This window comes from Rahnella sp. PCH160 (genome assembly GCF_047784855.1).
In the GTDB taxonomy this organism is placed as follows: domain Bacteria; phylum Pseudomonadota; class Gammaproteobacteria; order Enterobacterales; family Enterobacteriaceae; genus Rahnella.
The window spans coordinates 1,708,953-1,735,188 of the sequence record NZ_JBLOGT010000001.1; the positions used below are offsets into that span (position 1 = coordinate 1,708,953).

The 26,236-nt window shown below is 51.8% G+C and carries 33 protein-coding genes, 4 tRNA genes and 1 pseudogene; 15 read left to right on the top strand and 23 right to left on the bottom strand.

Annotated elements, in window-relative coordinates; genetic code table 11:
• The first annotated feature begins 91 nt into the window (after positions 1–91).
• The 10 genes from alaS to luxS all read left to right on the top strand — a co-directional run bounded on the left by alaS (position 92) and on the right by luxS (position 7,784).
• Positions 92–2,719: an alanine--tRNA ligase gene (gene alaS / locus ACM5QY_RS07895; protein WP_416120066.1), complete on the top strand. Its 2,628-nt coding sequence runs from the start codon at positions 92–94 to the stop codon at positions 2,717–2,719.
• Between the two features lie 254 nt (positions 2,720–2,973).
• Positions 2,974–3,159, top strand: a complete 186-nt coding sequence (gene csrA / locus ACM5QY_RS07900; protein ID WP_009639031.1) for a carbon storage regulator CsrA — start codon at positions 2,974–2,976, stop codon at positions 3,157–3,159.
• Between the two features lie 324 nt (positions 3,160–3,483).
• Positions 3,484–3,576: transfer RNA gene (locus tag ACM5QY_RS07905), tRNA-Ser, on the top strand.
• A gap of 8 nt (positions 3,577–3,584) precedes the next feature.
• A tRNA-Arg gene (locus tag ACM5QY_RS07910) sits at positions 3,585–3,661 on the top strand.
• A gap of 110 nt (positions 3,662–3,771) precedes the next feature.
• Positions 3,772–3,848 (top strand) — tRNA-Arg (locus tag ACM5QY_RS07915).
• Between the two features lie 177 nt (positions 3,849–4,025).
• Positions 4,026–4,102: transfer RNA gene (locus ACM5QY_RS07920), tRNA-Arg, on the top strand.
• A 357-nt stretch (positions 4,103–4,459) separates the two neighbouring features.
• On the top strand, positions 4,460–5,026 hold the full coding sequence (yqaB, locus tag ACM5QY_RS07925; protein WP_416120067.1) for a fructose-1-phosphate/6-phosphogluconate phosphatase: 567 nt from the start codon (positions 4,460–4,462) through the stop codon (positions 5,024–5,026).
• A complete protein-coding gene (locus ACM5QY_RS07930; RefSeq protein ID WP_416120069.1) occupies positions 5,023–5,451 on the top strand; it encodes a YqaA family protein in 429 nt (142 codons plus the stop codon). Before yqaB ends, ACM5QY_RS07930 begins: the two co-directional genes overlap by 4 nt.
• A gap of 85 nt (positions 5,452–5,536) precedes the next feature.
• Entirely contained in the window at positions 5,537–7,111 is a 1,575-nt protein-coding gene (gshA, locus tag ACM5QY_RS07935) for a glutamate--cysteine ligase (RefSeq protein ID WP_416120070.1), read from the top strand.
• Between the two features lie 157 nt (positions 7,112–7,268).
• Positions 7,269–7,784: an S-ribosylhomocysteine lyase gene (gene luxS / locus ACM5QY_RS07940; RefSeq protein ID WP_104924467.1), complete on the top strand. Its 516-nt coding sequence runs from the start codon at positions 7,269–7,271 to the stop codon at positions 7,782–7,784.
• A gap of 67 nt (positions 7,785–7,851) precedes the next feature.
• On the opposite strand, the gene ACM5QY_RS07945 is transcribed toward luxS, so the two are convergent.
• Positions 7,852–9,141, bottom strand: a complete 1,290-nt coding sequence (locus tag ACM5QY_RS07945; protein WP_416120072.1) for an HlyC/CorC family transporter — start codon at positions 9,139–9,141, stop codon at positions 7,852–7,854.
• A 16-nt stretch (positions 9,142–9,157) separates the two neighbouring features.
• Positions 9,158–9,949: a cytochrome C assembly family protein gene (locus tag ACM5QY_RS07950; protein ID WP_416120073.1), complete on the bottom strand. Its 792-nt coding sequence runs from the start codon at positions 9,947–9,949 to the stop codon at positions 9,158–9,160.
• A gap of 163 nt (positions 9,950–10,112) precedes the next feature.
• Here ACM5QY_RS07950 and ffh point away from each other — a divergent pair, with 163 nt between their 5' ends.
• From ffh to rplS, 5 genes are all read left to right on the top strand, one after another.
• A complete protein-coding gene (gene ffh, locus ACM5QY_RS07955; RefSeq protein WP_416120075.1) occupies positions 10,113–11,474 on the top strand; it encodes a signal recognition particle protein in 1,362 nt (453 codons plus the stop codon).
• Positions 11,475–11,653: 179 nt separating this feature from the next.
• Positions 11,654–11,902 (top strand): 30S ribosomal protein S16, encoded by a 249-nt coding sequence (gene rpsP, locus ACM5QY_RS07960; protein ID WP_104924471.1) that lies wholly within the window; start codon positions 11,654–11,656, stop codon positions 11,900–11,902.
• Between the two features lie 18 nt (positions 11,903–11,920).
• Positions 11,921–12,469 carry a ribosome maturation factor RimM gene (gene rimM, locus ACM5QY_RS07965; protein WP_416120076.1) on the top strand — a complete coding sequence of 183 codons (549 nt, stop codon included), beginning with the start codon at positions 11,921–11,923 and terminating at the stop codon, positions 12,467–12,469.
• 67 nt (positions 12,470–12,536) lie between these two features.
• Positions 12,537–13,304, top strand: coding sequence for a tRNA (guanosine(37)-N1)-methyltransferase TrmD (gene trmD / locus ACM5QY_RS07970; protein WP_416120078.1), 768 nt, complete (start codon positions 12,537–12,539; stop codon positions 13,302–13,304).
• 54 nt (positions 13,305–13,358) lie between these two features.
• On the top strand, positions 13,359–13,706 hold the full coding sequence (rplS, locus tag ACM5QY_RS07975) for a 50S ribosomal protein L19 (RefSeq protein WP_013574038.1): 348 nt from the start codon (positions 13,359–13,361) through the stop codon (positions 13,704–13,706).
• 92 nt (positions 13,707–13,798) lie between these two features.
• Here the strand turns inward: rplS and ACM5QY_RS07980 are convergent, their stop codons facing one another.
• The 21 genes and pseudogenes from ACM5QY_RS07980 to ACM5QY_RS08080 form a co-directional block, all read right to left on the bottom strand.
• A complete protein-coding gene (locus ACM5QY_RS07980) occupies positions 13,799–13,978 on the bottom strand; it encodes an ogr/Delta-like zinc finger family protein (RefSeq protein ID WP_104924474.1) in 180 nt (59 codons plus the stop codon).
• Positions 13,979–14,043: 65 nt separating this feature from the next.
• Positions 14,044–15,144, bottom strand: coding sequence for a contractile injection system protein, VgrG/Pvc8 family (locus ACM5QY_RS07985; RefSeq protein ID WP_416120079.1), 1,101 nt, complete (start codon positions 15,142–15,144; stop codon positions 14,044–14,046).
• A 2-nt stretch (positions 15,145–15,146) separates the two neighbouring features.
• Positions 15,147–15,617, bottom strand: coding sequence for a phage tail protein (locus ACM5QY_RS07990; RefSeq protein WP_416120081.1), 471 nt, complete (start codon positions 15,615–15,617; stop codon positions 15,147–15,149).
• Positions 15,614–17,245 (bottom strand): phage tail tape measure protein, encoded by a 1,632-nt coding sequence (locus ACM5QY_RS07995; protein ID WP_416120082.1) that lies wholly within the window; start codon positions 17,243–17,245, stop codon positions 15,614–15,616. The genes ACM5QY_RS07990 and ACM5QY_RS07995 overlap by 4 nt, the downstream gene beginning before the upstream one ends.
• On the bottom strand, positions 17,238–17,360 hold the full coding sequence (locus ACM5QY_RS08000) for a GpE family phage tail protein (protein ID WP_416120083.1): 123 nt from the start codon (positions 17,358–17,360) through the stop codon (positions 17,238–17,240). Before ACM5QY_RS08000 ends, ACM5QY_RS07995 begins: the two co-directional genes overlap by 8 nt.
• 32 nt (positions 17,361–17,392) lie before the next feature.
• Entirely contained in the window at positions 17,393–17,674 is a 282-nt protein-coding gene (locus ACM5QY_RS08005; protein WP_416120084.1) for a phage tail assembly protein, read from the bottom strand.
• Positions 17,675–17,732: 58 nt separating this feature from the next.
• A complete protein-coding gene (locus tag ACM5QY_RS08010; RefSeq protein WP_416120086.1) occupies positions 17,733–18,242 on the bottom strand; it encodes a phage major tail tube protein in 510 nt (169 codons plus the stop codon).
• A 14-nt stretch (positions 18,243–18,256) separates the two neighbouring features.
• Positions 18,257–19,426 carry a phage tail sheath protein gene (locus ACM5QY_RS08015; protein ID WP_416120087.1) on the bottom strand — a complete coding sequence of 390 codons (1,170 nt, stop codon included), beginning with the start codon at positions 19,424–19,426 and terminating at the stop codon, positions 18,257–18,259.
• A gap of 149 nt (positions 19,427–19,575) precedes the next feature.
• Positions 19,576–20,004 (bottom strand): tail fiber assembly protein, encoded by a 429-nt coding sequence (locus ACM5QY_RS08020; protein ID WP_416120089.1) that lies wholly within the window; start codon positions 20,002–20,004, stop codon positions 19,576–19,578.
• A gap of 2 nt (positions 20,005–20,006) precedes the next feature.
• Positions 20,007–21,398, bottom strand: a complete 1,392-nt coding sequence (locus ACM5QY_RS08025) for a phage tail protein (protein ID WP_416120091.1) — start codon at positions 21,396–21,398, stop codon at positions 20,007–20,009.
• Between the two features lie 11 nt (positions 21,399–21,409).
• Entirely contained in the window at positions 21,410–21,937 is a 528-nt protein-coding gene (locus ACM5QY_RS08030; RefSeq protein WP_416120092.1) for a phage tail protein I, read from the bottom strand.
• Positions 21,930–22,837, bottom strand: a pseudogene (locus ACM5QY_RS08035) (baseplate assembly protein). Before ACM5QY_RS08035 ends, ACM5QY_RS08030 begins: the two are co-directional and overlap by 8 nt.
• Positions 22,838–22,841: 4 nt before the next feature.
• Positions 22,842–23,192, bottom strand: a complete 351-nt coding sequence (locus tag ACM5QY_RS08040; protein ID WP_416120094.1) for a GPW/gp25 family protein — start codon at positions 23,190–23,192, stop codon at positions 22,842–22,844.
• Complete coding sequence (locus ACM5QY_RS08045; protein ID WP_416120096.1) at positions 23,189–23,830, bottom strand: phage baseplate assembly protein V; 642 nt, start codon at positions 23,828–23,830, stop codon at positions 23,189–23,191. Before ACM5QY_RS08045 ends, ACM5QY_RS08040 begins: the two co-directional genes overlap by 4 nt.
• A gap of 81 nt (positions 23,831–23,911) precedes the next feature.
• Positions 23,912–24,376: a phage tail protein gene (locus ACM5QY_RS08050; RefSeq protein WP_416120098.1), complete on the bottom strand. Its 465-nt coding sequence runs from the start codon at positions 24,374–24,376 to the stop codon at positions 23,912–23,914.
• The gene (gene lysC / locus ACM5QY_RS08055; RefSeq protein WP_416122844.1) at positions 24,339–24,587 is read right to left on the bottom strand and encodes an Rz1-like lysis system protein LysC; all 249 of its coding nucleotides are present in this window, start codon (positions 24,585–24,587) and stop codon (positions 24,339–24,341) included. Before lysC ends, ACM5QY_RS08050 begins: the two co-directional genes overlap by 38 nt.
• Positions 24,472–24,897 carry an Rz-like lysis system protein LysB gene (gene lysB, locus ACM5QY_RS08060; protein ID WP_416120099.1) on the bottom strand — a complete coding sequence of 142 codons (426 nt, stop codon included), beginning with the start codon at positions 24,895–24,897 and terminating at the stop codon, positions 24,472–24,474. The genes lysC and lysB overlap by 116 nt, the downstream gene beginning before the upstream one ends.
• A complete protein-coding gene (locus ACM5QY_RS08065; protein WP_416120101.1) occupies positions 24,894–25,406 on the bottom strand; it encodes a lysozyme in 513 nt (170 codons plus the stop codon). The genes lysB and ACM5QY_RS08065 overlap by 4 nt, the downstream gene beginning before the upstream one ends.
• Positions 25,387–25,608, bottom strand: a complete 222-nt coding sequence (locus tag ACM5QY_RS08070; RefSeq protein WP_416120102.1) for an HP1 family phage holin — start codon at positions 25,606–25,608, stop codon at positions 25,387–25,389. Before ACM5QY_RS08070 ends, ACM5QY_RS08065 begins: the two co-directional genes overlap by 20 nt.
• Positions 25,599–25,802: a tail protein X gene (locus ACM5QY_RS08075; protein WP_152323980.1), complete on the bottom strand. Its 204-nt coding sequence runs from the start codon at positions 25,800–25,802 to the stop codon at positions 25,599–25,601. The genes ACM5QY_RS08070 and ACM5QY_RS08075 overlap by 10 nt, the downstream gene beginning before the upstream one ends.
• Positions 25,803–26,002: 200 nt before the next feature.
• Positions 26,003–26,197: a hypothetical protein gene (locus ACM5QY_RS08080; RefSeq protein ID WP_416120104.1), complete on the bottom strand. Its 195-nt coding sequence runs from the start codon at positions 26,195–26,197 to the stop codon at positions 26,003–26,005.
• Between the last annotated feature and the right edge of the window lie 39 nt (positions 26,198–26,236).

Here is a 26,236-nt window from a genome sequence, read left to right on the forward strand (position 1 = left end):
CACTTTTTCGTTCGTGAGCCGTACAGATTGCTGCAATATGCAGCGTTAACCGGCTCAAGATCTGTTCTTCCAGCATGATTCCGGGATATTTATGAGCAAGAGCACCGCTGAGATCCGTCAAGCGTTTCTCGATTTCTTCCAGAGTAAGGGACACAACGTTGTTTCAAGCAGTTCGCTTGTCCCGACAAACGATCCGACACTGTTGTTTACCAATGCCGGGATGAACCAATTTAAAGACGTTTTCCTCGGTCTGGATAAACGCGACTACAGCCGTGCCACCACATCCCAGCGTTGTGTGCGTGCCGGGGGTAAACACAACGACCTCGAAAACGTCGGTTACACCGCCCGCCACCACACCTTCTTCGAAATGTTGGGTAATTTCAGCTTTGGCGATTACTTTAAGCACGACGCAATCAACTACGCCTGGGAATTACTGACCGGCGAAAACTGGTTCAATCTGCCGAAAGAGAAGCTTTGGGTCACCGTCTATGAGACTGATGACGAAGCGTTTGAAATCTGGGAAAAAGAAGTCGGCGTTCCAAAAGAACGTATTATCCGCATTGGTGATAATAAAGGCGGTGCTTACGCTTCTGACAACTTCTGGCAGATGGGTGACACCGGTCCTTGCGGCCCTTGTACCGAAATTTTCTACGATCATGGCGACCATATCTGGGGCGGTCCTCCGGGATCTGCTGAAGAAGATGGCGACCGTTACATCGAAATCTGGAACCTTGTGTTCATGCAGTTCAACCGTCAGGCTGACGGTACCATGCTTCCCCTGCCAAAACCTTCTGTTGATACCGGGATGGGGCTTGAGCGCATCACTGCTGTTATGCAGCATGTGAACTCAAACTATGACATCGACCTCTTCCAGAAATTGATTGCTGCCGTGGCTGAAGTGACCGGTGCAACCGATCTGACCAGCAAATCTTTGCGTGTTATCGCGGACCATATCCGTTCTTGCGCATTCCTGATTGCAGACGGTGTGATCCCATCGAATGAAAACCGTGGCTACGTGCTGCGTCGTATCATTCGTCGAGCAATCCGCCACGGCAACATGTTGGGCGCGAAAGACACCTTCTTCTATAAACTGGTTGCTCCGCTGGTTGACGTGATGGGCCCGGCTGCGGCAGAGCTTAAAGCACAGCAAGCCATGGTTGAGCAGTTGCTGAAAACCGAAGAAGAACAGTTTGCACGTACGCTGGAGCGTGGTCTGGCGCTGCTGGACGATGAATTATCTGCGCTGAAAGGCGATACGCTGGACGGCGAAATTGCTTTCCGCCTGTACGATACCTTTGGATTCCCGCTGGATCTGACGGCGGACGTGTGCCGCGAGCGCAATCTGAAAGTTGACGAAGCTGGTTTTGAGAAAGCGATGGAAGTTCAGCGTCGTCGTGCGCGTGAGTCCAGCGGTTTCAGCGCGGACTACAACAGCATGGTGCGCGTTGACGGTGTTACACAGTTCTCCGGTTATGAGCATCTGCAACGTCAGTCTAAAGTCGTGGCGCTGTTCATCAATGGTCAGCCTGTAAATGAAATCCAGGCGGGCGATAATGCGATCGTCGTTCTGGATGACACACCATTCTATGGTGAGTCTGGCGGGCAGGTTGGCGATAAAGGCATCCTAAAAACGTCTGCAGGTACCTTCGCGGTTTCTGATACCCAAAAATATGGTAAAGCCATTGGTCATCAGGGCTCGCTGAACGCAGGCAAACTCAGTGTTGGCGACAGCGTTGAAGCAGAAGTTGATGTTGAGCGTCGTGAGCGTATTCGCCTGAATCACTCCGCCACTCACTTGCTGCACGCTGCACTGCGTCAGGTGCTGGGCAAACATGTTGCTCAGAAAGGCTCGCTGGTTAACGATTATTATCTGCGTTTCGACTTCTCGCATTTCGAAGCGATGAAACCGGAGGAAATTCGTCAGGTCGAAGATCTGGTGAATGCGCAAATCCGCCGTAACTTGCCTATTCAGACAACTATCATGGATCTGGATGACGCGAAAGAAAAAGGCGCGATGGCGCTCTTTGGTGAGAAATACGAAGACAGCGTTCGTGTGCTAACCATGGGTGATTTCTCCACCGAGCTGTGCGGCGGTACTCACGCCAACCGTACTGGTGACATCGGTCTGTTCCGTATCCAGAGCGAGTCAGGCACGGCGGCAGGTATTCGCCGTATCGAAGCCATTACCGGTGAAAACGCTATTAATGCACTGCATCAGCAAAGTGATTTGCTGCAAGATGTTGCGCATATGGTGAAGGGTGATGTGAACAGCATTACCGATAAAATCCGTACCCTGATTGAACGCTCCCGCGTGCTGGAAAAAGAACTTCAGCAGGTGAAAGGGCAACAAGCCGCGCAGGAGAGTGCTTCACTTTCCAGCCAGGCGAAAGAAGTGAAAGGCGTTAAACTGTTGGTTCGTCAACTGGATAACGTAGAGCCTAAAATTCTGCGTACGATGGTTGATGACCTGAAAAATCAGTTGGGCTCAGTGATTATTGTTCTGGCTACCATCGTTGACGATAAAGTTAGCCTGATTGCTGGTGTCACGAAAGATCTGACTGATCGCGTCAAAGCAGGGGAACTTATTGCTTCTGTTGCCCAGCTGGTGGGCGGCAAAGGCGGTGGTCGTCCTGATATGGCGCAGGCAGGGGGAAGTGACGTACAGGCATTACCGGCTGCACTGGCAACGGTAGAAGCCTGGGTTGAATCCAGGCTGTGATAAGAAATAAATAGCTAACCTGGAAAACGCCATAATGTGTTGTGCAATATGGCGTTTTCGGTCTTAATGGCAGGGTAAGCCTCGCGATAAAAGTCGCGGCAATGATGATATCGGCTAAACTGAAAGTATCTGGCTTGAGTTGCAGGCCGCTTACAGTTTATGCAGGGGTCATGGCTTACGTTTTACCTGCTTATGATAGATAATGGCCGGGAAACTGAGAGACCCGACTCTTTTAATTATTCAAGGAGCAAAGAATGCTTATTCTAACTCGCCGAGTTGGTGAAACCCTCATGATTGGCGATGAGGTGACTGTTACCGTTTTAGGTGTTAAAGGTAATCAGGTGCGTATTGGTGTGAATGCGCCGAAAGAGGTTTCTGTTCACCGTGAAGAGATCTACCAGCGTATCCAGGCTGAAAAATCTCAACAGACGAGTTTCTGATTTACGAGGCGTCTCGCCGATGGCGAGGCGCTGAACTTCCTTTCTGCCCGTTTTTGATTTTTCTTCCCTTATTTTACTGCCTCCCCGGTTTTTATTTTCTTTCTGCGACTTCCTCCAAACCTGTCTTTCTTTGAAACTAAGTCTTTTTTCTGACCTTTGGGCTCTGTTTTTGCCTTCAAACTGCTCATGTTGCGCGTGAAATGTCCAAACGGGTGATTGTTAGGAAAAAAGGGTTTGACTTATAAGGGCCAGAAAGTAATATGTGCGCCACGCAGTGCCGATGAGCTTGAACAAAGTAAGTCAGCACACTCGCAAGAGGCGTATGGTGAGGTGGCCGAGAGGCTGAAGGCGCTCCCCTGCTAAGGGAGTATGCGGTCAAAAGCTGCATCCGGGGTTCGAATCCCCGCCTCACCGCCATTTAAAATGCACCCATAGCTCAGCTGGATAGAGTACTCGGCTACGAACCGAGCGGTCGGAAGTTCGAATCTTCCTGGGTGCACCATACTTTCCAGAGCGTATGTTGATTTGCAATCAAATGAGCGTGATGGGCAAAGGCGAAAGCCAATGTAGTACGGAAAAATGGTCAGGTAAATCTGCAGTAAGAATCAAAATGCACCCATAGCTCAGCTGGATAGAGTACTCGGCTACGAACCGAGCGGTCGGAAGTTCGAATCTTCCTGGGTGCACCATATTTTGTGTATGTTGAAGCGACGAGAATCAAATTAAATCGCACTTAACATGCAGTAGCACGAAGGATGATAACGTTGCTTTAGCAACGGCCCGTTGGGCGAGGCCATAGCCGAGTAATCTTCCTGGGTGCACCATTCTTCTTAGTATTTTCCGAAAAAACTCAGCACGACCCCCAAGCACCCATAGCTCAGCTGGATAGAGTACTCGGCTACGAACCGAGCGGTCGGAAGTTCGAATCTTCCTGGGTGCACCATATTCAAAACATGTTGCCGCGATTTAGGTTTTATCAGAACTCGGCGACATGCAGGTGGCAAAAATTAAGATAACGTTGCTGTAGCAACGACCCGAAGTGCAAGGCGGTAGCTGAGTAATCTTCCTGGGTGCACTCTATTTTATGATGCCGAAATGATTTAGCTCATACGGTATTAGAAAAACCCGCTTCGGCGGGTTTTTTGCTTTCTGATTTTCATCACTTATTTTCCTCCTTTCTTTTTCATTTCCCTGATTTTTCTGACGTGTTCGGATGTGCTGTAGATGCGGACAAAATGCGACTTTCGGCAAACTTTGCGATAAAGTAGTTTTCTGTTTTTTCGTGATCATGGAGCATTCGATGTACGATCGATACGAAGGGCTAATATTTGATATGGATGGCACCCTATTGGATACTGAACCTACGCACCGTAAGGCATGGCACCAGGTATTGACCAAATACAGCATGCATTATGATATCGCGTCCATGGTCGCTCTGAACGGTTCTCCAACCTGGCGTATTGCTAAGTTTGTTATCGACAGCAACAACGTCGAAATGGACCCCCATCTCCTTGCCGCAGAGAAAACCGCTGCCGTACAGGAAATGTTGCTTGATACCGTGCGTCCTTTGCCATTAATTGATGTCGTGAAGGCTTATCATGGCCGCCGGCCAATGGCGGTTGGGACGGGCAGTGAGCACTGGATGGCGGATGCGTTGTTGCGTCATCTTGGGCTGCGCGATTGCTTCGATGCGATCGTGGGTGCAAATGATGTGCAAAACCACAAACCGGCACCCGACACCTTTTTACGCTGCGCTGAGTTAATCGGTGTGCCTCCTGAAAAATGCGTTGTGTTTGAAGACGCAGATTTCGGTATTGAGGCGGCCCGGCGTGCCAATATGGATTTTGTGGACGTGCGTACGCTGTGAGCAGTGTTGTGGCGCTGACTTCATTATTTGGCAGCAGTTTTCTCAGCGCGACATTATTACCCGGAAATTCAGAAGTCTTATTAGTCGCTTTATTGTCAGCCGGCAGTGCAATGCCAGCGGCACTGGTTTTGTCTGCAACTGTTGGCAATACCTTAGGTGGCATAACCAACGTCATCATCGGACGCTTTGTGCCGCAGCTCAAACCGCAACGTGGACTTGATGTTGCACAGAACTGGCTGAAGCGTTTTGGACCCGCGGCATTGCTGCTGAGCTGGTTGCCGGTGATTGGCGATGTGTTGTGCGTGTTAGCAGGTTGGCTGCGAATGCCATGGGGTCTGGTGGTCTTTTTCATGTTGATTGGAAAAGCCGTGCGTTACATCGTGTTGACTGTTGTGACGTTACAGGGACTTTCATGGTTCGGTTAGATTGGCATCAGTTATCAATTATGGTCACATCTATGCAGATTCATTATGCTTGCAAATTAATGGTTTCACCGAGCGGGAGGTCAATTTGATCCCGGATGTATCTCAGGCGCTTTCCTGGCTGGAAGCCCATCCTCAGGCATTAAAAGGTATTCGTCGCGGAATCGAGCGTGAAACGCTTCGTGTTAACGCGGATGGTTCACTGGCGACAACGGGACACCCTGAATCCTTGGGTGCGGCTTTGACGCATCGTTGGATAACGACCGATTTTGCTGAAGCCTTATTAGAATTTATTACGCCTGTCGATGACAACATTGAGCATCTGATGGCGTTTCTTCGTGACATTCATCGTCATGTTGCCCGTGAACTGGGTGATGAGCGCATGTGGCCGTTCAGCATGCCGTGCTTCATCGAATCCGGACAGGATATCGAACTGGCACAGTACGGTTCGTCTAATGTCGGACGTTTCAAAACTCTGTATCGTGAAGGCCTGAAGAACCGTTACGGTGCGCTGATGCAGGTGATTTCCGGCATCCACTACAACTTCTCGCTTCCGCTGTCTTTCTGGCAGGAGCGTTTGGGCGTGACGGATGTTGAAAGCGGCAAAGAAGCGATTTCTGCGGGTTACTTCAAGCTGATCCGCAATTATTACCGCTTTGGCTGGCTGATCCCTTACCTGTTTGGTGCGTCGCCTGCGATCTGTAAGTCTTTCCTGAAAGGGCGTGAAACCGATCTGCCGTTTGAATACACCGACTCCGGATTGTGTTATTTGCCGTACGCCACCTCGCTGCGTCTGAGTGATTTGGGTTATACCAACAAATCACAAAGCAATCTGGGGATCACGTTTAACGATCTGGAAACGTACGTTAAAGGCGTGAAGAGAGCGATTCATACCCCTTCTGCGGAATACGCGGAAATGGGCGTGAAGAAAGACGGTAAATACCTGCAGCTGAACACCAATGTGTTACAGATTGAGAACGAACTTTATGCGCCAATCCGTCCTAAGCGGGTCACCAAATCAGGTGAAACCCCTTCAGACGCACTGATGCGCGGCGGGATCGAATACATTGAAGTCCGTTCGCTGGACGTCAATCCGTTCTCCCCAGTGGGCATCGATGCGACTCAGGCGCGTTTCCTTGATCTGTTTTTGGTATGGTGTGCCTTAGCGGATGCCCCGGAAATGAACAGTGATGAGCTGCTTTGTACGCGCAAAAACTGGAACCGGGTGATCCTCGAAGGTCGTAAACCCGGTCAGACAATTGGTATCGGTTGTGATGATGCGCGTAAGCCGCTGGTCAGTGTCGGGAATGCGTTGTTTGACGATTTGAGCCGTGTGGCGCAGGTGATGGACGAGCAGAATGGTGATCATCTGTATCAGGATGTTTGCAAAGAACTGGTTGCTGCGTTTGATGATCCTGAACTGACGTATTCCGCGCGGATCCTCAAAGATCTGAAACAGCAGGGCGGCGTGGGTAGCCTCGGGCTGGAACTGGCAGAAAAATATCGTCAGATGCTGGTCGGCGAACCGTTGGAAGTTCTGGATGCCAGTGCATTAATGGCTGAGCAGGATGGTTCATGGCAGCGTCAGCGCGCACTTGAAGCAGGCGATACGCTAAGCTTTGAAGAATATCTGGCTGCGAACGCAGGCAGTACCGAAGAGTAGAAAAGAAAAAGGCCACAATTAATGTGGCCAAATAAACATCTCTGTTTACAGGGATGATGATAACAAATGCGCGTCTTTCACTAATTAAGACCCGCATGCTGGGAAAAGGTTTCCTGAGTTCGTAAAAAAAATTAATTTATTTAGGAGAGGTGACGATATGCCACTGTTGGATAGCTTTACCGTAGACCATACCCGTATGGCAGCACCTGCTGTTCGCGTCGCAAAAACCATGAAAACCCCGCACGGGGATACTATCACTGTGTTCGATCTGCGCTTCTGCCGCCCGAATATTGAAGTGATGCCTGAGCGTGGCATTCATACGCTGGAGCACCTGTTCGCAGGTTTCATGCGTAACCATCTGAACGGCAACGGCGTAGAGATCATTGATATTTCTCCAATGGGCTGCCGTACAGGTTTCTACATGAGCCTGATCGGTGTACCGGAAGAGCAGTTTGTCGCTGATGCCTGGAAAGCGGCGATGGCGGATGTTCTGAAAGTGAAAGAACAGCGTCAAATCCCTGAGCTGAATGAATATCAATGCGGTACTTTCGAGATGCATTCCCTGAAAGAAGCTCAGGAAATCGCGCAGCACATTCTCGATCATGACGTTGTCGTGAACCGTAATGATGATCTGGCCCTGCCAAAAGAAAAATTGTCCGAACTGCACATCTAGTTTTAGATTGTCGCAGGTAAAAAAAGACGCGTTTTTCGCGTCTTTTTTATGTCTTTGATTCAGCAGGTTAGTGTTGGTTTACGCTACTTTGTAACGGACGCAGCGGGCGTACCTGAACCTGCTTGATCATGTTGTCCTGCACATCAAGAATTTCGACTTCATAATCCTCAATGCGCAAGTTAGTACCAATTTTGGGGATCTCTTCCAGGACCTCCAGCAACATACCATTGATCGTTCTCGGGCCGTCATCGGGAAGATTCCAGTTAAAGGCTTTGTTCAGCTCACGAACGTTTGCACTGCCTTCAATCAGCACAGAACCATCGCTTTGCGGGGTGACTTCTTCCGCCAGCGTTGGTGACATCGACGTCGTGAAATCGCCGACGATCTCTTCAAGAATATCTTCGACGGTCACCAACCCCTGAATATCGCCGTATTCATCAACTACAATGCCGACTTTCTTTTTATTCCGCTGGAACTTCACCAACTGAATGTTCAGCGGCGTACCTTCCGGAATGTAGTAAATTTCGTCGGCGGCGCGCAGCAGGTTTTCTTTGGTGAATTCTTTCTTCTCGGTCATCAGGCGGTAAGCTTCGCGCAAACGCAACATGCCGATAGCGTCGTCAAGCGAGTCGCGGTAAAGCACAATGCGTCCGTGCGGCGAGTGCGTGAGCTGGCGGATGATCGATTTCCAGTCGTCGTTAATATCGATACCGACGATTTCGTTGCGCGGCACCATGATGTCATCAACGGATACTTTTTCGAGATCCAGAACAGACAGCAGCATATCCTGATTGCGGCGGGAAATTTGGGAGCGCGATTCATTCACAATGGTACGCAACTCTTCTTTACTCACGGCATCACTCAGGCTGGCCGTGGTTTTGATACCACACATGCGCATCAGCAGACGTGAAAGGCTGTTGAGGATCCACACCAGTGGCATCATGATTTTTTGCAGCGGGCGCAATAAAATGCTGCTCGGAAAAGCAACACGTTCAGGATTGAGCGCAGCAAAGGTTTTCGGCAGGACTTCGGCAAACAGCAGAACCACGAAAGTCAGCACGCCGGTCGCAATTGCCACGCCGGCATCGCCATACAGACGGATACCCACAATGGTTGCCAGAGCGGAAGCAAGAATGTTGACCAGGTTGTTGCCGATGAGCACGAGGCTGATCAGCTGATCCGGGCGTTTTAACAGCTTTTCGACGCGACGCGCTCCGCGATTACCTTGTTTTGCCAGGTGACGTAACCGGTAACGGTTGAGTGTCATCATACCGGTTTCGGAGGCTGAAAAATAAGCCGAAACCACCACCATGATGATCAATGTGATGATCAGGGTTGTTGTCGAGACGTGCTCCAACGGGTATTCCTTTTGATTAGTGAACCATGATTTGCTGGATCAGGCGGCTGCCAAAATAGGCAAGAGTCAGTAAGATGGCGCCGGCCATGCTGAACCATACCACGCGGCGGCCACGCCACCCTTCGTGATAATGTCCCCACAGCAGGACGATATAAACGAACCATGCCAGTATCGATAAGACGGCCTTGTCGATATTCTCCGGGCTGAACAGGTTGTTCAGATACAGTAATCCGGTGCACAGCGTCAGCGTCAGTAAAATGACGCCAATCTGGGTGATGTGAAAAAGTTTACGCTCGATGGTCATCAGCGGAGGCATATCCGTTGTGAACGTCAGCCGTTTATTCTTCAGCTGATAATCGAGCCAGGCAAGCTGAAGCGCATACAGCGCGGCAATCATCAATGTGGCGTAGGAGAACAGCGCCAGGCCGATGTGAACCAGCAAGCCTTTACTTTCTTCCAGGTGCGTAATGAATTCGCCCGGCAGGAAGGTGACAAACGCCAGGTTGATCAGCGAAAAGCTGTAAACAATCGGCAAAATGAACCAGCCGCGGTTGCGTGAGGCGACAATGGTCATAACGGTGCCGATGATTAAACTCACGACCGAACCGATGTTCACCAGACTCAGGTTTTGTCCGGTGCTGACGTCGAAGATGCGTTCCTGCAATGTTAAAGCGTGACAAATCAGCGCAATAACAACGGAAATCAGTGCTAAACGCCGGTATGCGCTGTTCTTCCGGATGATGCTCGGAATGATCAGTGCAAGGCTGAGCAGATAGGCCAACATGGCGACGAGAGCAAAAACTGACATAGCGTTCGGTTGCATCGAAGGGTGAATGAGAACCGCAGTATAACGTTACCCGCGTCACGCTCCAACCTATCTGAGATGCCAAAGCAGAGATCGTCCGCGCTTCGTGTTATAATCCCGCAATTACGTCGCAAAAGCGGCCTGTCATTACGTTGAGCAAGAGACGATGTTTGAGAATTTAAGCGATCGATTGTCGCGCACACTGCGCAATATCAGCGGCCGCGGGCGGCTGACCGAAGAAAATATCAAAGAGACATTACGTGAAGTCCGCATGGCGTTACTGGAAGCGGACGTTGCGCTGCCGGTGGTTCGCGACTTCATTAGCCGGGTGAAAGATCGCGCAGTTGGCCATGAGGTCAATAAGAGTCTGACGCCGGGTCAGGAATTCGTCAAAATTGTCCAGAAAGAACTGGAAACCGCGATGGGTGAGGCTAATACCGAGCTCAACTTAGCGGCACAGCCGCCGGCTGTCGTTCTGATGGCGGGTTTACAAGGTGCCGGTAAAACAACCAGCGTCGGTAAACTGGCTAAATTCCTGAAAGAAAAGAAAAAGAAAAAAGTGTTGGTCGTGTCCGCCGACGTTTATCGCCCTGCGGCGATTAAACAGCTGGAAACCCTGGCGCAGCAAGTTGAAGTGGATTTCTTCGCGTCCGACGCGCAGGAAAAACCGGTGGATATCGTAACCCGCGCCCTGCAACACGCAAAACTGAAATTCTACGACGTTCTGATTGTCGATACCGCCGGCCGTTTACACGTCGACGAAGCGATGATGGACGAAATCAAACAGGTTCACGCCGCGATTAATCCGGTAGAAACGCTGTTTGTGGTCGATGCGATGACCGGCCAGGATGCGGCGAATACCGCCAAGGCGTTTAACGAAGCGCTGCCGCTGACCGGTGTGATCCTGACGAAAGTCGATGGTGACGCCCGTGGCGGTGCCGCGTTGTCGATTCGTCACATCACCGGCAAACCGATTAAATTCCTGGGTATGGGTGAAAAAAACGATGCTCTGGAGCCGTTCCACCCTGATCGTATCGCGTCCCGTATTTTGGGCATGGGCGACGTGCTTTCTCTTATCGAAGATATTGAGAGCAAAGTTGACCGCGCGCAGGCTGAGAAACTGGCCAATAAGCTCAAAAAAGGCGATGGCTTTGATCTGACCGATTTCCTCGAGCAGCTCAAGCAAATGCGTAATATGGGCGGCATGGCGAGCATGATGAGCAAATTGCCGGGCGTGGGTCAACTGCCTGACAATGTCAAATCTCAGATGGATGACAAGGTTCTGGTGCGGATGGAAGCGATCATCAACTCGATGACGATGAAAGAACGCGCCAAGCCAGAAATTATTAAAGGTTCCCGCAAGCGCCGTATCGCGCTGGGTTCCGGCATGCAGGTGCAGGACGTTAACCGCTTACTCAAGCAGTTCGACGATATGCAGCGCATGATGAAGAAAATGAAGAATGGCGGCATGGCGAAAATGATGCGTGGCATGAAGGGTATGATGCCACCAGGTTTCCCGGGCCGTTAATCGACATCACTGTCTATATATCAGCCACATAGGCGGCTCATGTAAAATGCGGTCTGAGCGCTTTACGCTTTTGATTGCTTTTTGCGCCAAAATGAGTAAAATTTTCGGGCTTTTTTATATTGCAACCAGACCCCGTTCCCCGATGGGGTCTGGTTGTTTTATTAACTATAGAGGATGTTATGGTAACAATTCGTTTAGCACGTGGCGGCGCAAAAAAGCGTCCATTTTATCAAGTAGTAGTGACCGACAGCCGCAACGCTCGTGATGGTCGTTTCATCGAACGCGTAGGTTTCTTCAACCCATTGGCTTCTGGCCAGGCTGAAGCACTGCGTCTGGATCTGGATCGTATTACCCATTGGGTAGATCTGGGTGCAACTGTTTCTGATCGCGTTTCTTCGCTGATCAAAGACGCTAAGAAAGCAGCTTAATCTGTCGCGGTGGTGGCAATGAGCAAGCAATCCAATCCAGTGGTACCCGCTGAGCCGTTAGTACTCGGCAAAATGGGTTCAACGTACGGCATTCGTGGTTGGCTCAGAGTGTTTTCATCCACCGAAGACGCTGAAAGCATCTTCGAATACCAGCCCTGGTTTATCCAGCGTGCCGGTAAGTGGCAAGTTGTCGAGCTGGAAGGCTGGAAACGCCACACTCAGGACCTGATTATCAAAGTCAAAGGCGTTGATGATCGGGATGCAGCGAATCTTCTGACCAATTGCGAAATTGTCGTCGATTCAAAGCAGCTACCAACATTGGAAGACGGTGACTACTACTGGAAAGACCTTTTTGGTTGCCAGGTAGTGACAACTTCCGGTTACGAACTGGGCAAAATCATCGATATGATGGAAACCGGTTCTAACGATGTGATGGTAGTCAAAGCCAACCTGAAAGATGCCTTCGGACTCAAGGAGCGGTTGATTCCGTTCCTCGATGGGCAGGTTATCAAGAAAGTCGATCTCACTACTCGGACTGTTGAAGTAGATTGGGATCCTGGTTTTTGACCTCCGTAACGTTTACTGATGTAAACAACGATGGGTTGAGCGATAAAGCATTCGAAAGGGGTAGGCTATGTGGATTGGTATAATTAGCCTGTTTCCTGAGATGTTCCGCGCAATCACCGATTACGGGGTAACTGGCCGGGCAGTTAAAAATGGCCTGTTGAGCGTAAATTGCTGGAGTCCTCGTGACTTCGCATACGACCGACATCGTACCGTGGACGAGCGCCCTTACGGCGGTGGTCCCGGTATGCTGATGATGGTGCAACCTTTACGGGAAGCTATTCATGCAGCAAAAACAGCGGCAGGCGAAGGTGTGAAGGTGATTTATCTTTCACCTCAGGGACGCAAACTGGATCAAACCGGTGTGTGTGAACTGGCGGCCCATCAGAAAATTATTCTGGTTTGTGGCCGTTACGAAGGGATTGATGAGCGCGTAATCAAAACCGAAATTGATGAAGAATGGTCAATTGGCGATTATGTTCTCAGCGGTGGAGAGTTACCGGCAATGACTCTGATAGATTCAGTTTCCCGCTTTATACCGGGCGTTCTGGGTCGTCAGGCTTCAGCAGAAGAAGATTCTTTCGCTGACGGATTGCTCGATTGCCCCCACTATACCCGCCCTGAAGTGTTGGAAGGCATGGAAGTTCCGTCAGTTTTACTGTCGGGAAACCACGCTGATATACGTCGCTGGCGCCTGAAACAGTCGCTGGGTCGAACCTGGCTTAGAAGACCTGAACTTCTGGAAAACCTAGCTCTGACTGACGAGCAAGAGGTGTTGCTGAGAGAGTTCCAAAAGGAACATCGACTCAGTCAACAAAACTATGAAGGGAACGCTTAAGCGTTACGCTGAGCCCTCCCGATATATCAGTTTACCTAGGGTAAGAGACATATTATGAGCAATATCATTAAACAAATCGAACAAGAGCAGATGAAGCAAGACGTACCTGCATTCCGTCCAGGTGATTCCCTGGAAATTAAGGTATGGGTCGTTGAAGGTTCTAAAAAGCGTCTGCAGGCATTCGAGGGCGTGGTTATCGCTATTCGTAACCGCGGTCTGCACTCTGCATTCACTGTTCGCAAAATTTCTAACGGCGAAGGTGTTGAGCGTGTATTCCAGACTCACTCCCCAGTAATCGACAGCATTACTGTTAAACGTCGTGGTGCCGTTCGTAAAGCTAAACTGTACTACCTGCGTGAGCGTACTGGTAAGTCAGCTCGTATCAAAGAGCGTCTTAACTAAGGTATCGCTAACGCGACATCGACTAGTTAATAGAGAACAAGGGGTTAGCCATAGGCTAACCCCTTTTTTTGTATTCAGTGACTACAAATTGACTACGCGGCAGGGCGCTGGCTGCCGGGTTTAGAGATAACCCGTGCGACGGATTCGTGGGTGGCAAACGTGCAGCTGCATTCAATATTCTGGCACTGATGATAACGTTCTTTGGTCGATTCACTCAGATAGCGGCTTGAACGGGTATGAGCGACTTTTCCACACAGCGGGCAATGCATCATAAAAACCTCCGGCATGACAGGTAAGCGATGAGGTTATTATGAAATCCATAACTCGCAAAAGCAAGTTATAATTGCGATATTGAAGACTGATAAGTGATATCTGCAATATATGGTTTCAAATTCAATGTCGTGGTAAATCCGGTGGCATTGATTTCATGCTGTGCTGAATCAATAATCCAACGCGTACTATCAATCACATCCTTGAAACCTTGCACATTAACCGGCGTTTGTGCGCTCAGGTCTGCACGTCCAAGCGCCAGGCGGATAGTGAAGGCCGCAACGTCATTCTGGATTTGATTAAACACCGAATCAGCCGTCCGTTTTGCTGTTTCCTCGTCAGGGTAAATTTTATCCAGATGGAGAATATTTTGCCCTGAGCCTGCCGTATAACTTGCCCCAGCAGTTTCTTTGTTCTGGCTGGCTGTCCGTTTGAGATCGACGTTGCTGGTGATCGCCGTTTTGACGTCATGCCATTGCGCTTTCACGCCGTCATACGCCAGTTGATCCACCATTTTAAAGGCGTATTTATCCCCGTCGTTGCGTTCGATGGTTCTCCAGGGCAACGCCTGACCGGACGCAGTACGTCCGACGCTGGCTTTATAGAAGATGATTGCGCCGTTTTTGACTGTTACCTGAGCGCCGTAGCACTGCGCCAGCCGTGTCAGGAAATAGCTGTCGGTCTCGGTTGTCTGATCAATGTGCGAAATTTTGATGCTATCAAGATCCGCCGGGATCACCGGAAGAGGGTATTGATTGCGTGCGGAAATGATGCGGACAATTGCCCCCAGCGTGTAATCGTCATAAGACTGGCTGAGTTTGGTCGAAAAAGAACCCCGAAAATCCGCACTGCGAGCGGTGACGGTGATGATGTCCGGCGCGCCGGAATACTTCACCGTGTCGACAATAAAATAGCCGCAGTCGTATAACGCCAGCTTGGACCACCCCAGATGCAAATGCAAAACGGTTCCCCGGACCGGCATCTGCAAGCGACCGTCGCTGTCGTCGAAAGTCAGGTTCAGAGTATCCGCCTCAAAACCGCTGTTATCCGTCACCGATAAACTGATGATGCGGCTGGAAATATTCTCTTCCAGGACTTTGTTTTTTACCGTCAGGGTAAACGCTGGCGCAATGCGCGCGCCAGCCGGTAACTGATAATCGGTAATCATGGTCAGGCTCCGTGAATGAAGTTGCTGACTGCCGAACTGGCCTTGTTAAAGAGCCCTTCAGCCTGAGCCAGCAGATCGCCAAACATGGCCGCCTGAGATTCATCGACGCGTTTTAACAGGACCGAAAAGCTGATGCTCCGGGCCTGACCGTTCGAATTAATCTCGGTGTTATCGTGCGTCACGTTCTCGATAATAAACATGCCGTAGATTGTCCCGCTGCCTTCGATCAAAGGCCACGCCCGCCCGGACTCGGCCATACCTTCTAAAACTTGCAAATAGCTTATTCCACCGGTGACTTCCGGCAAAAGCAGTCCGCTGAGTTTCATCGACTCCTTTCCCAGCCCCAGAAACTGGGAAACCGGACGCTGCCCGATACGGGTGTTTTCCTGCCAGTTGTAATTCACCTCCCGGTGAATCGTCTGGTAGGGAAGGGTGTTTAGTTTAAAAACGAACAAACCCAGTGACATCATCATCGGTAAAACCCTCCGTTAGTAAACTGGCTGTATCCGGCGTTGGTGGCGTTCCAATCCCGCTCGTTCATCGTGTTCGCGATAAGCTCGCGAATTTGATTCTGATCGGTATCCGGCGTGGCGGTGAAACTGACATTGACAGTGGTTGCCCGGTTGTCGGTCAGGTTATTCGCCACGCTGTTTTTGGCCGGCTGATACATGCCCAGAACGCCGCCCGTAGGGGAGATGCTCTCCACAGACGGCGTTGAAATATCCGGGGCAGCGCCAGGTTCGTCGCCGCTGAAAATGGAATCCCACCCTTTTTTAGCCCAGCTAAAGATTTCGCCGATCTGGGAAACCGCCTTGTTCAGCGTGACAAAGACTTCACCAATGGCGATGCCGATTTCTTTGCCTAAATTGGTGTATTTACTCAACTCGTCCTGACTGAATTTTATCGGTTCGAACAAATCCGTGATCCAGCCCAGCGCGCTTTTGAAAGGTGCAAACGCTTCGCTGACCGGCCCCATCACGGAACTGAAGCCTTCAATGATGCCGCCAACAACGGCGCTGATCGGCTCCCAGAGTTTCACCACGGCAATCCCAATACCGGCAATCAGTGCGATGATGGGCAGAAGCGGAAGCCCGATGGCGGCGAAAGCTGCGGCAATCGCACCGCCTGTGCCGGTAAAAATAGTGCCTAACAGACCGGCACCGGCGATCAGCATATTCACACCGCTCAGAACCGGCGCAATGACCATGCCCAGCGAGCCCAACCCGCCGACAATGCCGGTGACGCCTAATGCCAGCCCGAGCAGTGAACTCACCAGCTGCGGGTTATCGGTGATCCAGGTATTTAGCGTGCTTAGCCATCCGGCAGCCGTCTGCGTCAGCTCGCGCAGCGCGGAATTCTGACCCCCGAACAAGTTGATGCGCAGCGTGTCCCAGCCTGCGAACAGTTTTTTGATGTCGCCATCCAGGTTGTCGCCTTTCACCGTCACGGCCATTTGCGCATCGGGCGTAACGCCATTCAGTTCGCCAGGCGTTTGCGCCAGAACCTGTTCGGCATTCATGCCTTTTGCGGCCAGGTCTTTTTGTTTTGCCACGACTTCAGAAGGTGCATGGCCGGAGGCCGCCATAGAAAGTCCCTGCTGGCGCAGCGCAGCAACGTGCGGATCGTCGTTTTTCAAGCGGAGCTGAGACTGAACTTCGGAAAGCCCCGCCTCAAAATCTGCGCCGGGTTTGAGAACGCTTTTGGCCAGCTCGAGTTTCGGCTGTGCAAAAGCGAGGGCCGACGAAGCCGCGTTTTTAAGTTGTCCGGCTTGCTGTTCACGCTTTTTATATTGCAGCCCGATCTCCAGCCCTTTTTGTTGAATCAGCGCAGGGCCTTGCTGGCGGCGTTCCTCCGTAGACTGATCGTTTGCGACTTTTTTTACGCCACGATAGGCCTCTTTTTCAGCCGGTTTATCTGGGGCAAAAACCGACTCGCGAAGCGATAAAGAGGCATCAGCAATATCTTCCGACATCGTGCTGAATAAATTCTTGTCGGGCACTGTCGTATAGGTTTGCCAGACATTGGCCGTCGCCTTGCGCAGCGACGCCAGTTCGTCGTTCATTTTTCCCAGCGTCGTGGGTAATTGTTCGAGATTACTCATCAGATTTTACTCCGCTGCGTTGCAAAGCCTTATGTCGCCAGTTCAGGAGTTCAGTGAGCGACATACCGCCCATTTCGGACGGTGGCCAGTGGAAGATCACCGCGATGTCTGCCATCAGGTCATCGACGGTGAGGCGGGGCGCGATTTTTACGCCTCCGGTTTCGGCGATAAAAAACCAATCACCTTGCCTGCCAGCGCAATCAGGTCGGGCAGTTCCAGGCGTGTGCATTCTTCTTTGGTCAGATTGGGCATCGTAATGCGCGGTAAAATAGTGATTAACGCGTCGACATCGGCATTGGCCAGCGCGGCAAGGCCGATACCGCGCAGGCTTCCCGCAGTCGGTTTAGTGACCTGGATTTCGGTGATTTCGGTTTCGCCGCGTTTTAGCGGCACATCCAAAATGACGGTGTTGTTTTCAGTCTGGCTCATGAGTTTTCCTGTTGACGGAGATGAAGCCGGCAAGGTTCTGCCGGCTCAGGGAAGGGGATTACAGGCCGAGCGCGGTGCGGTGTTCCGCCAGACGGTCAACGCCATTGACGATTTCCACCATATTGACGGTGTCGATCTCAATCAGCTCTTTGCCATCGATGGTCAGCTTGAAGTAAGTACACTGCGTGGTGACTTTGGTTTCAGTGTCTTCGCCCTGTTTGTATTCGCCGAAATCAAATTCTTTGTGGCGGCCGCGCATCATCACTTCAACCGCCGAAACGTCACCGGTGTCGTCACGTTGCAGGGAACCGGCAAAGCGCAGCGGGATATCGGATATGCTGCCCCATTGCTGTAAAACCAGTTCATCCAGGCCGCCGATGGACCATTCAAGCGTCAGCGCGTCGTCGTCCAGACCGAAGTCCACGGCGACCGAACCGCTCATGCCGCCGCCGCGATAGTTTTCCAGCTTGCGGGTCAGTTTTGGCAGGGTCAGGGAAGAGACCAGGCCCAGATAGCTGTTCCCGTTGTTGAACAGGTTCAGGTATTTCAATTTCTTAGGAAGTGCCATGAGTCAATGTCTCCTTAGCTGTTTACGGACGCGGCGAAATTCACCAGATAAGAGTCGGTGATGCGCTGGCGCAGGGTCAGATCTTCCAGTGGAGGAACCGGCGTGTAGTCGTAATCGATATACAATTTACCGGCCTTCAGGGTTTCAGCCGTGTTAGCCGTTTCGTCGTACCAGCAGTTGCCGTCGATGATGTAACCCGCTGATTTCATTTCACGCATTTTGGCTTTGATGCCATCGATCATGTCGCGAACCAGCGTCGGGGTCATCGGTTTATCGACCGCCCACATGTGCGCTTCGGCCATGGTGTCGGCCAGAACCTGCGCGGTGCGGGTGTAGTTTTCGAACAGGAACAGGGTGTCATCGCTGCAGGTACGGTTGCCCCAGAAACGGAAGCCATCTTTGCGCACCAGCGTGGTTACGCAGGCTTGGTTCAGCAGATCCGCGTCAGTGCCGGTGGCCTGTAAATCCCAAAAGACGCTGGCAGAAAGGCCGGTAACACCGTTGACGCCCACGTTGGATAACGTTTTGTGCCAGCCGGTTTCCTGGTCAATTTTGGCGCGCAGGCCCAGTGCTCTGGCGGTGGCATAAGCGACGTCAGGCTGGCTGGTGGTGGTATTCCAGTTCACGAAATCCGGCCAGATCAGCATCAGCTCGCGCTGGCTGAAATTGTCGCGATACTTGATGGCATCGGAAATGGTTTTTGCGCCATACACGCCGACATAGCCAAAAGCGCGCAACTGCTGACAAATGCCTGCCAGCGCCGTGGCGACAGCCTGATTATCCAGCCCCGGAACGCCCAGAATACGCGGTTTCACGCCGAGTTCTGCCTGTGCGGAAAGCAGCGCTTTCATGCCGGTGTAACGGCCATTGGCATCAGAACCGCCGATAATATTGGTGGTCGTTACTGCTTCGTCTTCGCCGGTGGCAACGCGAACTACGACGGTGACCGGTTTGCACTGATCGGCAATCGCCAGCAGTGCAGCGCGGAGTGTGCCGGAAGTGCCTGCTTTACCGCTGGCGGCCAGAACGTCGGTGATCAGAACCGGCGTGTTGAGGGGAAATACTGTGGCATCCGCATCTTCTGCGGTACACACCATGCCGATAATTGCTGTTGAAACGGTGGAAATAACGCGTGTGCCGTCGTTGATTTCGACGACGCGTACGCCGTGATGATAATCAGCCATCAGGTCGACTCTCTCTGTTGTGGGTGGTGAAGCAAGGATGCCGGTTCACAAAAGAAAGCGCATTCGATGGCAGGCGTGGGAGGAGTGGCACAACAGAGCGGGGAATCGGTCTGAATTAAGGCAATAAAAAAGCCCCGAAGGGGCTGGGATCAGGCAGGGATTTCAGGCCAGATGATATCGGGGGCAGTGGATAAATCCAGCCGGTTGAGTGTCACCCGGTAAGTTTTCCAGGCTTTGAGAAGAGTGAGCTCCTCCCCGGTTGCATCACCAATATCAAAGGCGTCCTGAAGTGGTGCGACAGCATAATTTGCAGCAGTCATAAGAAGTTCTAAGTTACTTTTTGCCTCAGAAATTAGCTCTTGTTGTGTTGGTGGAACAGGTTCTGACAAAATCGGATTCCCATTATAATCTGCAATAATTTTTTTTCCTTTATATCTCCCTTCTAAGAGTGCTGCATATGTTTCATTACTGATAATAATTGCATCTTCTGGCCATCCATTTGCTGACTCTTCATAATCAATTTTTAATTGTGCAGCATAAAAACTGTTGTTGTTTGCACTGTAAAAGTAATCATTCATTATTAGTATCCTAAGGCTATCCACCAAAATCCCAAGCCATTGCCTGATGTTCTAGACGCGAATCCTGCACTATTAACAGGCATCAAATATACAACCTTACCTAGGTCTATAGATGTTCCTAAATTGCCTACTACTGTAATTCCAGCGTTAGGGAATGCAATTGGGTAGTTATGAGTTTCAACATTGCTGGAACCATTTAAATTTGCTCCCCATTGAATAATTAATCCTGTAGATACATCTTTCCACCAACCGGCTCCAAGATTACCCGTATTTCTTAATGCCAGGGAAACAACAGCATTGCTTGTTTTATGTCTCATATACGGATTATTAACATCGCCGCCGATAAAACCGGCAACGTTGCAAGTATCTTGCGCGATCAAGTGTGTACCATTCTCGGTAAGTGAACCGCTCACATTAACAATTTTTGCGCCTACAAGAGGTTGTAATGTTAATGTCCCACCTGAGTCTGCAGAAATTAAGGAAATATTCACACCATCTGCATTTTGAATATAGTAGCCTCCATTTTGAGATATTATATTGGCGCTCGCGGTTTTTATATCCCCTGTTGATAACACGCCGCTTTTTCCTATATTACCCCCAGTTTTTAAAAAGTATTTGTTATCGGATTCTGTTTTGTTGTAAACACCTATATTTTCTGAGGTAATGGAAATATCTGCCGTCCCATCAAACGCCACACCGGCAATTTTTCGGGCCGTTGCCAGCTTATTTGCCGCCACGGCAGTTCCACCTGAAGGCAGACGTCCATTGGCATTGTCATTCGCTGATTTTGCGAGATCATAAGACGTTTTCACCGCTTTCGGCGTTGCCGCAAGAACCTCGCTGGTGCTGTCGACGGCACTGCTAAGCTGCACAAAACCTTTATTCGTTAGTGTTCCGTCCGGGTGTCGCCGTGATGCTTCGTGTTCGGCCAGCAGGTTATTGACGTATTCTTCGGTGGCGATGACCAGCGTGTCGTCGATAGTCAGAGTTACCGCGTCGGTGTCGGTAACCGTTATCACCATGCGTAATGTCTGGGTGCGGCCGGAGCCTTCCTCGAGTGTCGGTTTATAGCTGTCCGCCATATTGCTGACGGCAATCAGCTCACCTTCGGATGAAAACAGGCCCATCTCGCGCATCCAGAAACCGCCCACGCTGGCGGGAATAATCGCCTCGGCGATGATCCAGTTAGCATTTTTGTTGTCGGTCTTGATGGAGTTTAGCGGCAGACGATACGTTTCATGCACCAGAGCCGTCTGGCTTGTGGAAGGCGTCGTTGCGCTGCCATTGCCGTCGCCCACAGCAAGCTGGGTAATATTGACGTCTTTTCCGCTCGCAATCGCCGACGCAATCCGCGCCTGTCCGAGAGCGGTGACGAGTGATTTAAATTTGCTCATAAGATTCCTTATCAGTTCGGGTAAACAGTGAGTATTTCTGCGTCATAGGCGGCTGTTCCCAGGTAAATTGTGCCGGGAACATCTTGCGTAATGGTCAGGCCAATCAGATGGCGGCTGGCGGGTTTGGCGTCATCAATCAGCCGTTCCATTTCTTCATACATTGCTTCATCAATACCGGATTCGAGGACGCCGATATCGAGCTTGAACGTGCCCGGCGGATCATCGGTCTGCCACCATTCGCTGACATTAATGACGTAGCCGAGCGGCTCGACCACGCGCTTAATCGCGCTGATCGTGCCTTTGTGCTGATGGATGAACCACGCCGACTGAATGACGCTGCGCTTGGTCGCCGCTGGCCATTCGCTGTCCCAACGGTCAACGGAAAGCGCCCAGGCCAGATAAGGCAGGAATTTGGCCGGGCAGGTCTGCGGGTTCCACAACGTTTTGAGGGGAACGCTGATCTGCGCAAGTTCTGAACAGGCTTCGGCGGCGGCCAGTTCCAGCGGCGAAGATCCACTGGGAAGTAACCTGTCACTCATCGGAGCCTCCGACCGTGATGGAATAGTGACTGCAATAGGACGCCTGCGTTTTATCGAGCACGATATCCGCAGCCGGCTGGGCGAGTTCGACGCGCTGGACGCCTTCAACGTGTAAAGCCGCATAAATGGCGGATAAGCGGATATCGCGGCCTAAACGGTGCTGATCGCTGATATAGGATTTCAGCTTTTCTTCCGCCGCCAGGGTAATCGGTTCTGATTCAGGGCCGGGGTAGAGGAACAATGTCGCATCGATTTCATAAGGGACGACACTGGCAGACTGCACCAGAACACGGTCCGCAATCGGCCGCACATTTTCGTCGTTGAGCGCAATACGGACTTTGGCCAGTAAGTCTTCAGGGGCAATGCCATCCGCCTCCCGCGACAACACGGAGATCGTCACATTGGCCGGAGACGGGCTGATCACCGAAATGTCGGCTACGCGACCGTCGGCGGAAAGCCCATGAAACTCGTAAGAACCGGACGGGCCCGCGACGCTCATTCCTTCAAATGCCTGCGGAATGCGGCTGCGAAAATCGGCATCGCTTTCCATTACCGCTGGTGTCGGCGGGAGCGTCGTATTATCTGCCGGGGTCAGAACCAGCCTCTGGACACCGTTGTTCGCTGCCAGCTGATCCAAATCACTGCCCGTTGCATAGGCCACCATCACCGCGCGGGCGGCTTCGTTTACCCGCTGGCGCAGGATCAGTTCACGATAGGCATTCTCCTGCAAGAGTTTGACCAGCGGCTCGGATTCGAGCGTCAGCGTGCGGCTGATGGCTTCCTGCTGATCGGCGGGATACAGCGAAATCAGCGTGCTTTTTCGTTCTTCAAACAGGCTTTCATAATCCAGCTCTTCGACCACATCGGGGCCGGTAACTGGCTTAAATCGATCGTTGCCATAGTGTCAGCTCACAGGAATATTGAGAGAAAAATCGGATGCCGTATCGCGACGGTTTCCGGTCAGTTCCACGACCATTTTGCCGGTGTAACCGGTGTCAAAAGTAATGGCCGTGAGTGAAATACGCGGTTCCCAGTGCAGCAACGCGGTATAGCAGATCGCCATCATTTGCAGGCGCAGCGCATCGTTTTGCGGCTGGTCGATGAGCGATGAAAGCAGTGAACCGTAGTTTCTGCGCATGACTCTGGAACCGGCCGGTGTGTTCAAAATGTCGCTGACGGACTGGCGGATATGATCGAAATCTTCAATCGCCGTGCCGCTGTTTTTGTTCATCCCCAGGTACTTTGGATTACTCATTGCGGGCCTCCGGTTTGACCGCCGCCAGTCTGTACGCCGCTGTGGCGATGGGTGTGCACAACGATGCCGTTAGACGTCAGGCTGCCGCCGCTGTGGGTTAAATTGCCGGTCAGCGTGCCGCCTTGTTTGACTTCAAGAGAACCGGTGGTCAGTTTGCGGGTGCAGACGACTTCCGGCGTATCCAGCGTGATACGCGTGCTGGCGGTGCAGCGGATTTCCGGCGCGGTGACATCGACCTGTTCCGATGCGTCGATCACCGCCGTTTTGATACCGCTGACTTTCAGGGCGCCGTTTGCCGGTTCGTACTCGAAAATGGCACCGTCCGGAAATGCCAGATGCAGGGCATCAGCCGAAGCCGAGGGCGCCGGTGACGCATTCGAAAACACTGCCGGTAAGACGAATGCGGTATTGAGCTCACCGCCCATCGAAAGCAGTAAAACCTGTTCGCCGGGAGAGGGCGCCCACCAACTGCGGGTGCGGCCCGCGCGGTGCGTCATCCACGGCAACCACGCCGTCACGTTGCTTCCGGTCGTGACGCGGCAGCGGGCGTTGGGTAAATCCAGTTCCGACACCGTTCCGATGCGCACCAGATTGCCAATCAGACGCATGATGTCGTTGAGTTGATAGTTTGTATTCATGGGATAAAGGATGCCGTTGCACAGGGTTGAACGACAACTGATGGCCGTCTGCCAGCGGATGGCACAACAGTTGTTATCGGGTTATTCGGTCCAGCTGCTGATCAGTTCTCCGTTGAGGTAAACCTGGCGCGGCAGGGCGACGTTCTCCGGCAGTGGCGGTTCCGGAAGATGAGTGATCGTCCGGACGCCATTTTCATCGGCAACCTGAACCCGCTCGGTGAGTTGCAGCGTGAATGACAGCGCCTCACCCGGCAGGGCAAACGCAAAATCAGTCAGCCGGTTTACCGTATTGCCGAGGATTTCGGGCTGATTGACCCGCAGCCAGCCGAGGATGGCGACCACCATCTGATCCGTCAGACTTTCATCGGGCACATTGTCGCTGCTGACGTTTAACGTCAGCGGATAGCGGTATTCGAAGGAAAGTGAAGAGGCCGGTGTGGCGACCACATTTCCTGCGCCGGTAGTCATTACCAGCTTTTCAGGCGCGGATTGAAAAAAGGGGATTTGTTCAATCAGCCGTTGCTTTAGCTGTAGTGGTTTTTGCATGTTGTGCCTCCTGACACTTTTTGATGGTCTCAATCTGCAGCCCGCAGCTCAGCAGTGCTGATTCCAGCTGGAGAATATCGGCGCTCAGCGCCGCGTTAGTGCGCGGATGGCTGGGCGGAACCGGGCAGGATCTGACTGCCGGACAACCAACGTAAATAATCGCTGGCGGAGCTGAAGGCTGGCCGGTCGTGCAGCCGGCTAATGTCAGCAGGCAGCTCAGCGTCAGCCCACAGGCGCGATTGCGGATTGTCATGGAGGCTCCTCTGCCGTTCCTGTTCTCTGGATTGCATCACCTGCGCGGCGGTGCTCAGATTGTTACGCAATGCCAGTTCGGCCTCCGCGCGTTGTTGCATTTGCTGATTCAGCTCGGTAATCAGTTGATCCCGTTGATGTAATTGTGTGGCCAGCGCGTCGTGCTGCTGAATTGCCTTGTTGAGGTCGTGCTGTAATGAACGGTTGGAAAGCAGCAGGATGAGGATTAACAGGGCCATTCCGGCAAGAAGCGCCAGTATTGCTCTCATTCAACCCCCTTCCTGCAAACGGTGAGTTCGGCGTTTCGCCGGCGTTCCAGCCCGCTGCTGCGCTGGCCTTTAACGTAAACCCAGCGAGTAAGTTGCCCGCAGGCCTGTCGCCATTGCTGTTTGTTGATGAAATACGCCAGCGTGGATTTGCACGCTGCGCCGGTTCCGACGTTAAAACTAAAGGACACCACGGCATCAAAGACCGGCTGCGGCATGTCGCCGGGCATGCACTTTTTGACGGCGCGCTCCGTTTGCTGAATATCCTGCAACAGGTTTTCAGCCGCCTGATGCTCGCTGATCGCTTTTCCGGGAACCACGCCTGCCGTATGGCCAATGCCGCTGGTCCAGACACCGGCGCTGCACTGATAAGGTTGCAACTGGCAGCCTTCAAAATCCGTAATCAGCCGTAGCCCTTCTTCTGAAACCTGCAAAGCGTGATAACCGGGCAGCGCCGCCATCAGCGCCAGAACCGCAGCGGCGCTGCATCGCTTAAGAGTTGAGGTCTTCATAGGTGTTCGGGTTCAGGTTGCTGCGCGTCAGAAGCTGGAAGCTTTTGCGCCGGTAATACCAGTTGACGAGGAAAGTCCCGACGCCCACGCCGGAGCCAACTAAAAAGGCCACATCCTGCGATGTCAGGCCCGCCAGCCAGGTCAGCGACGTGGCAATAAAATAGGCGCAGGCCGAGCTGATGCGTTCGGTATTCAGTCCCATAACTTGATCGCTTCCTGAACCGGTTGTTCAGCGATGTCGGGCATTTCAACGGCGGTGCCGTGAGGCAATAACGGACCTAAGTCCGCAATACCTTTATTGGCGGCGTACACTTTTTCCACGACAACCGCAGTGCGGCCGTAATAACGCCAGCACATGGAATCAAGGGTGTCGCCCTGTTCTGCATAGAGTTTCATCGGGTATCTCCGCAAGTGAGTGAAATCGTCAGGAGGTGAAATCAGTCTGCGGAATATGGCCGGAGGCAGCAATCTGAGAGGGTTGTCAAGCGTGTGGCACAACAGGGAATTGAAGAGGGGGAAATGGCGGGGCGCTTAGTCCGAACAGAAGCCGGAAGAATAAGCGCCACAATAGGGAAATACCGCCGCAGAACAGGTTTTCAGTGAGCTTCGTCAGCGCTCCCGTTGTAACAGAGTGCGTCCTGATCCCCACCGGTCAGGGCCTGGCCAGCCAGCTCTGAAATCAGTGACATCACAACAAGAAATTCTTTTGGATTGCATTGCGCTGTCTGCGAAATGTCTGCGATCAATTGTATCCTGGACAACGTTAGCTGTTGTTTAGTCTGGTTTTCCATTTTCTCCCCTCGCCAGATACTGTGTTTATATACAGTATT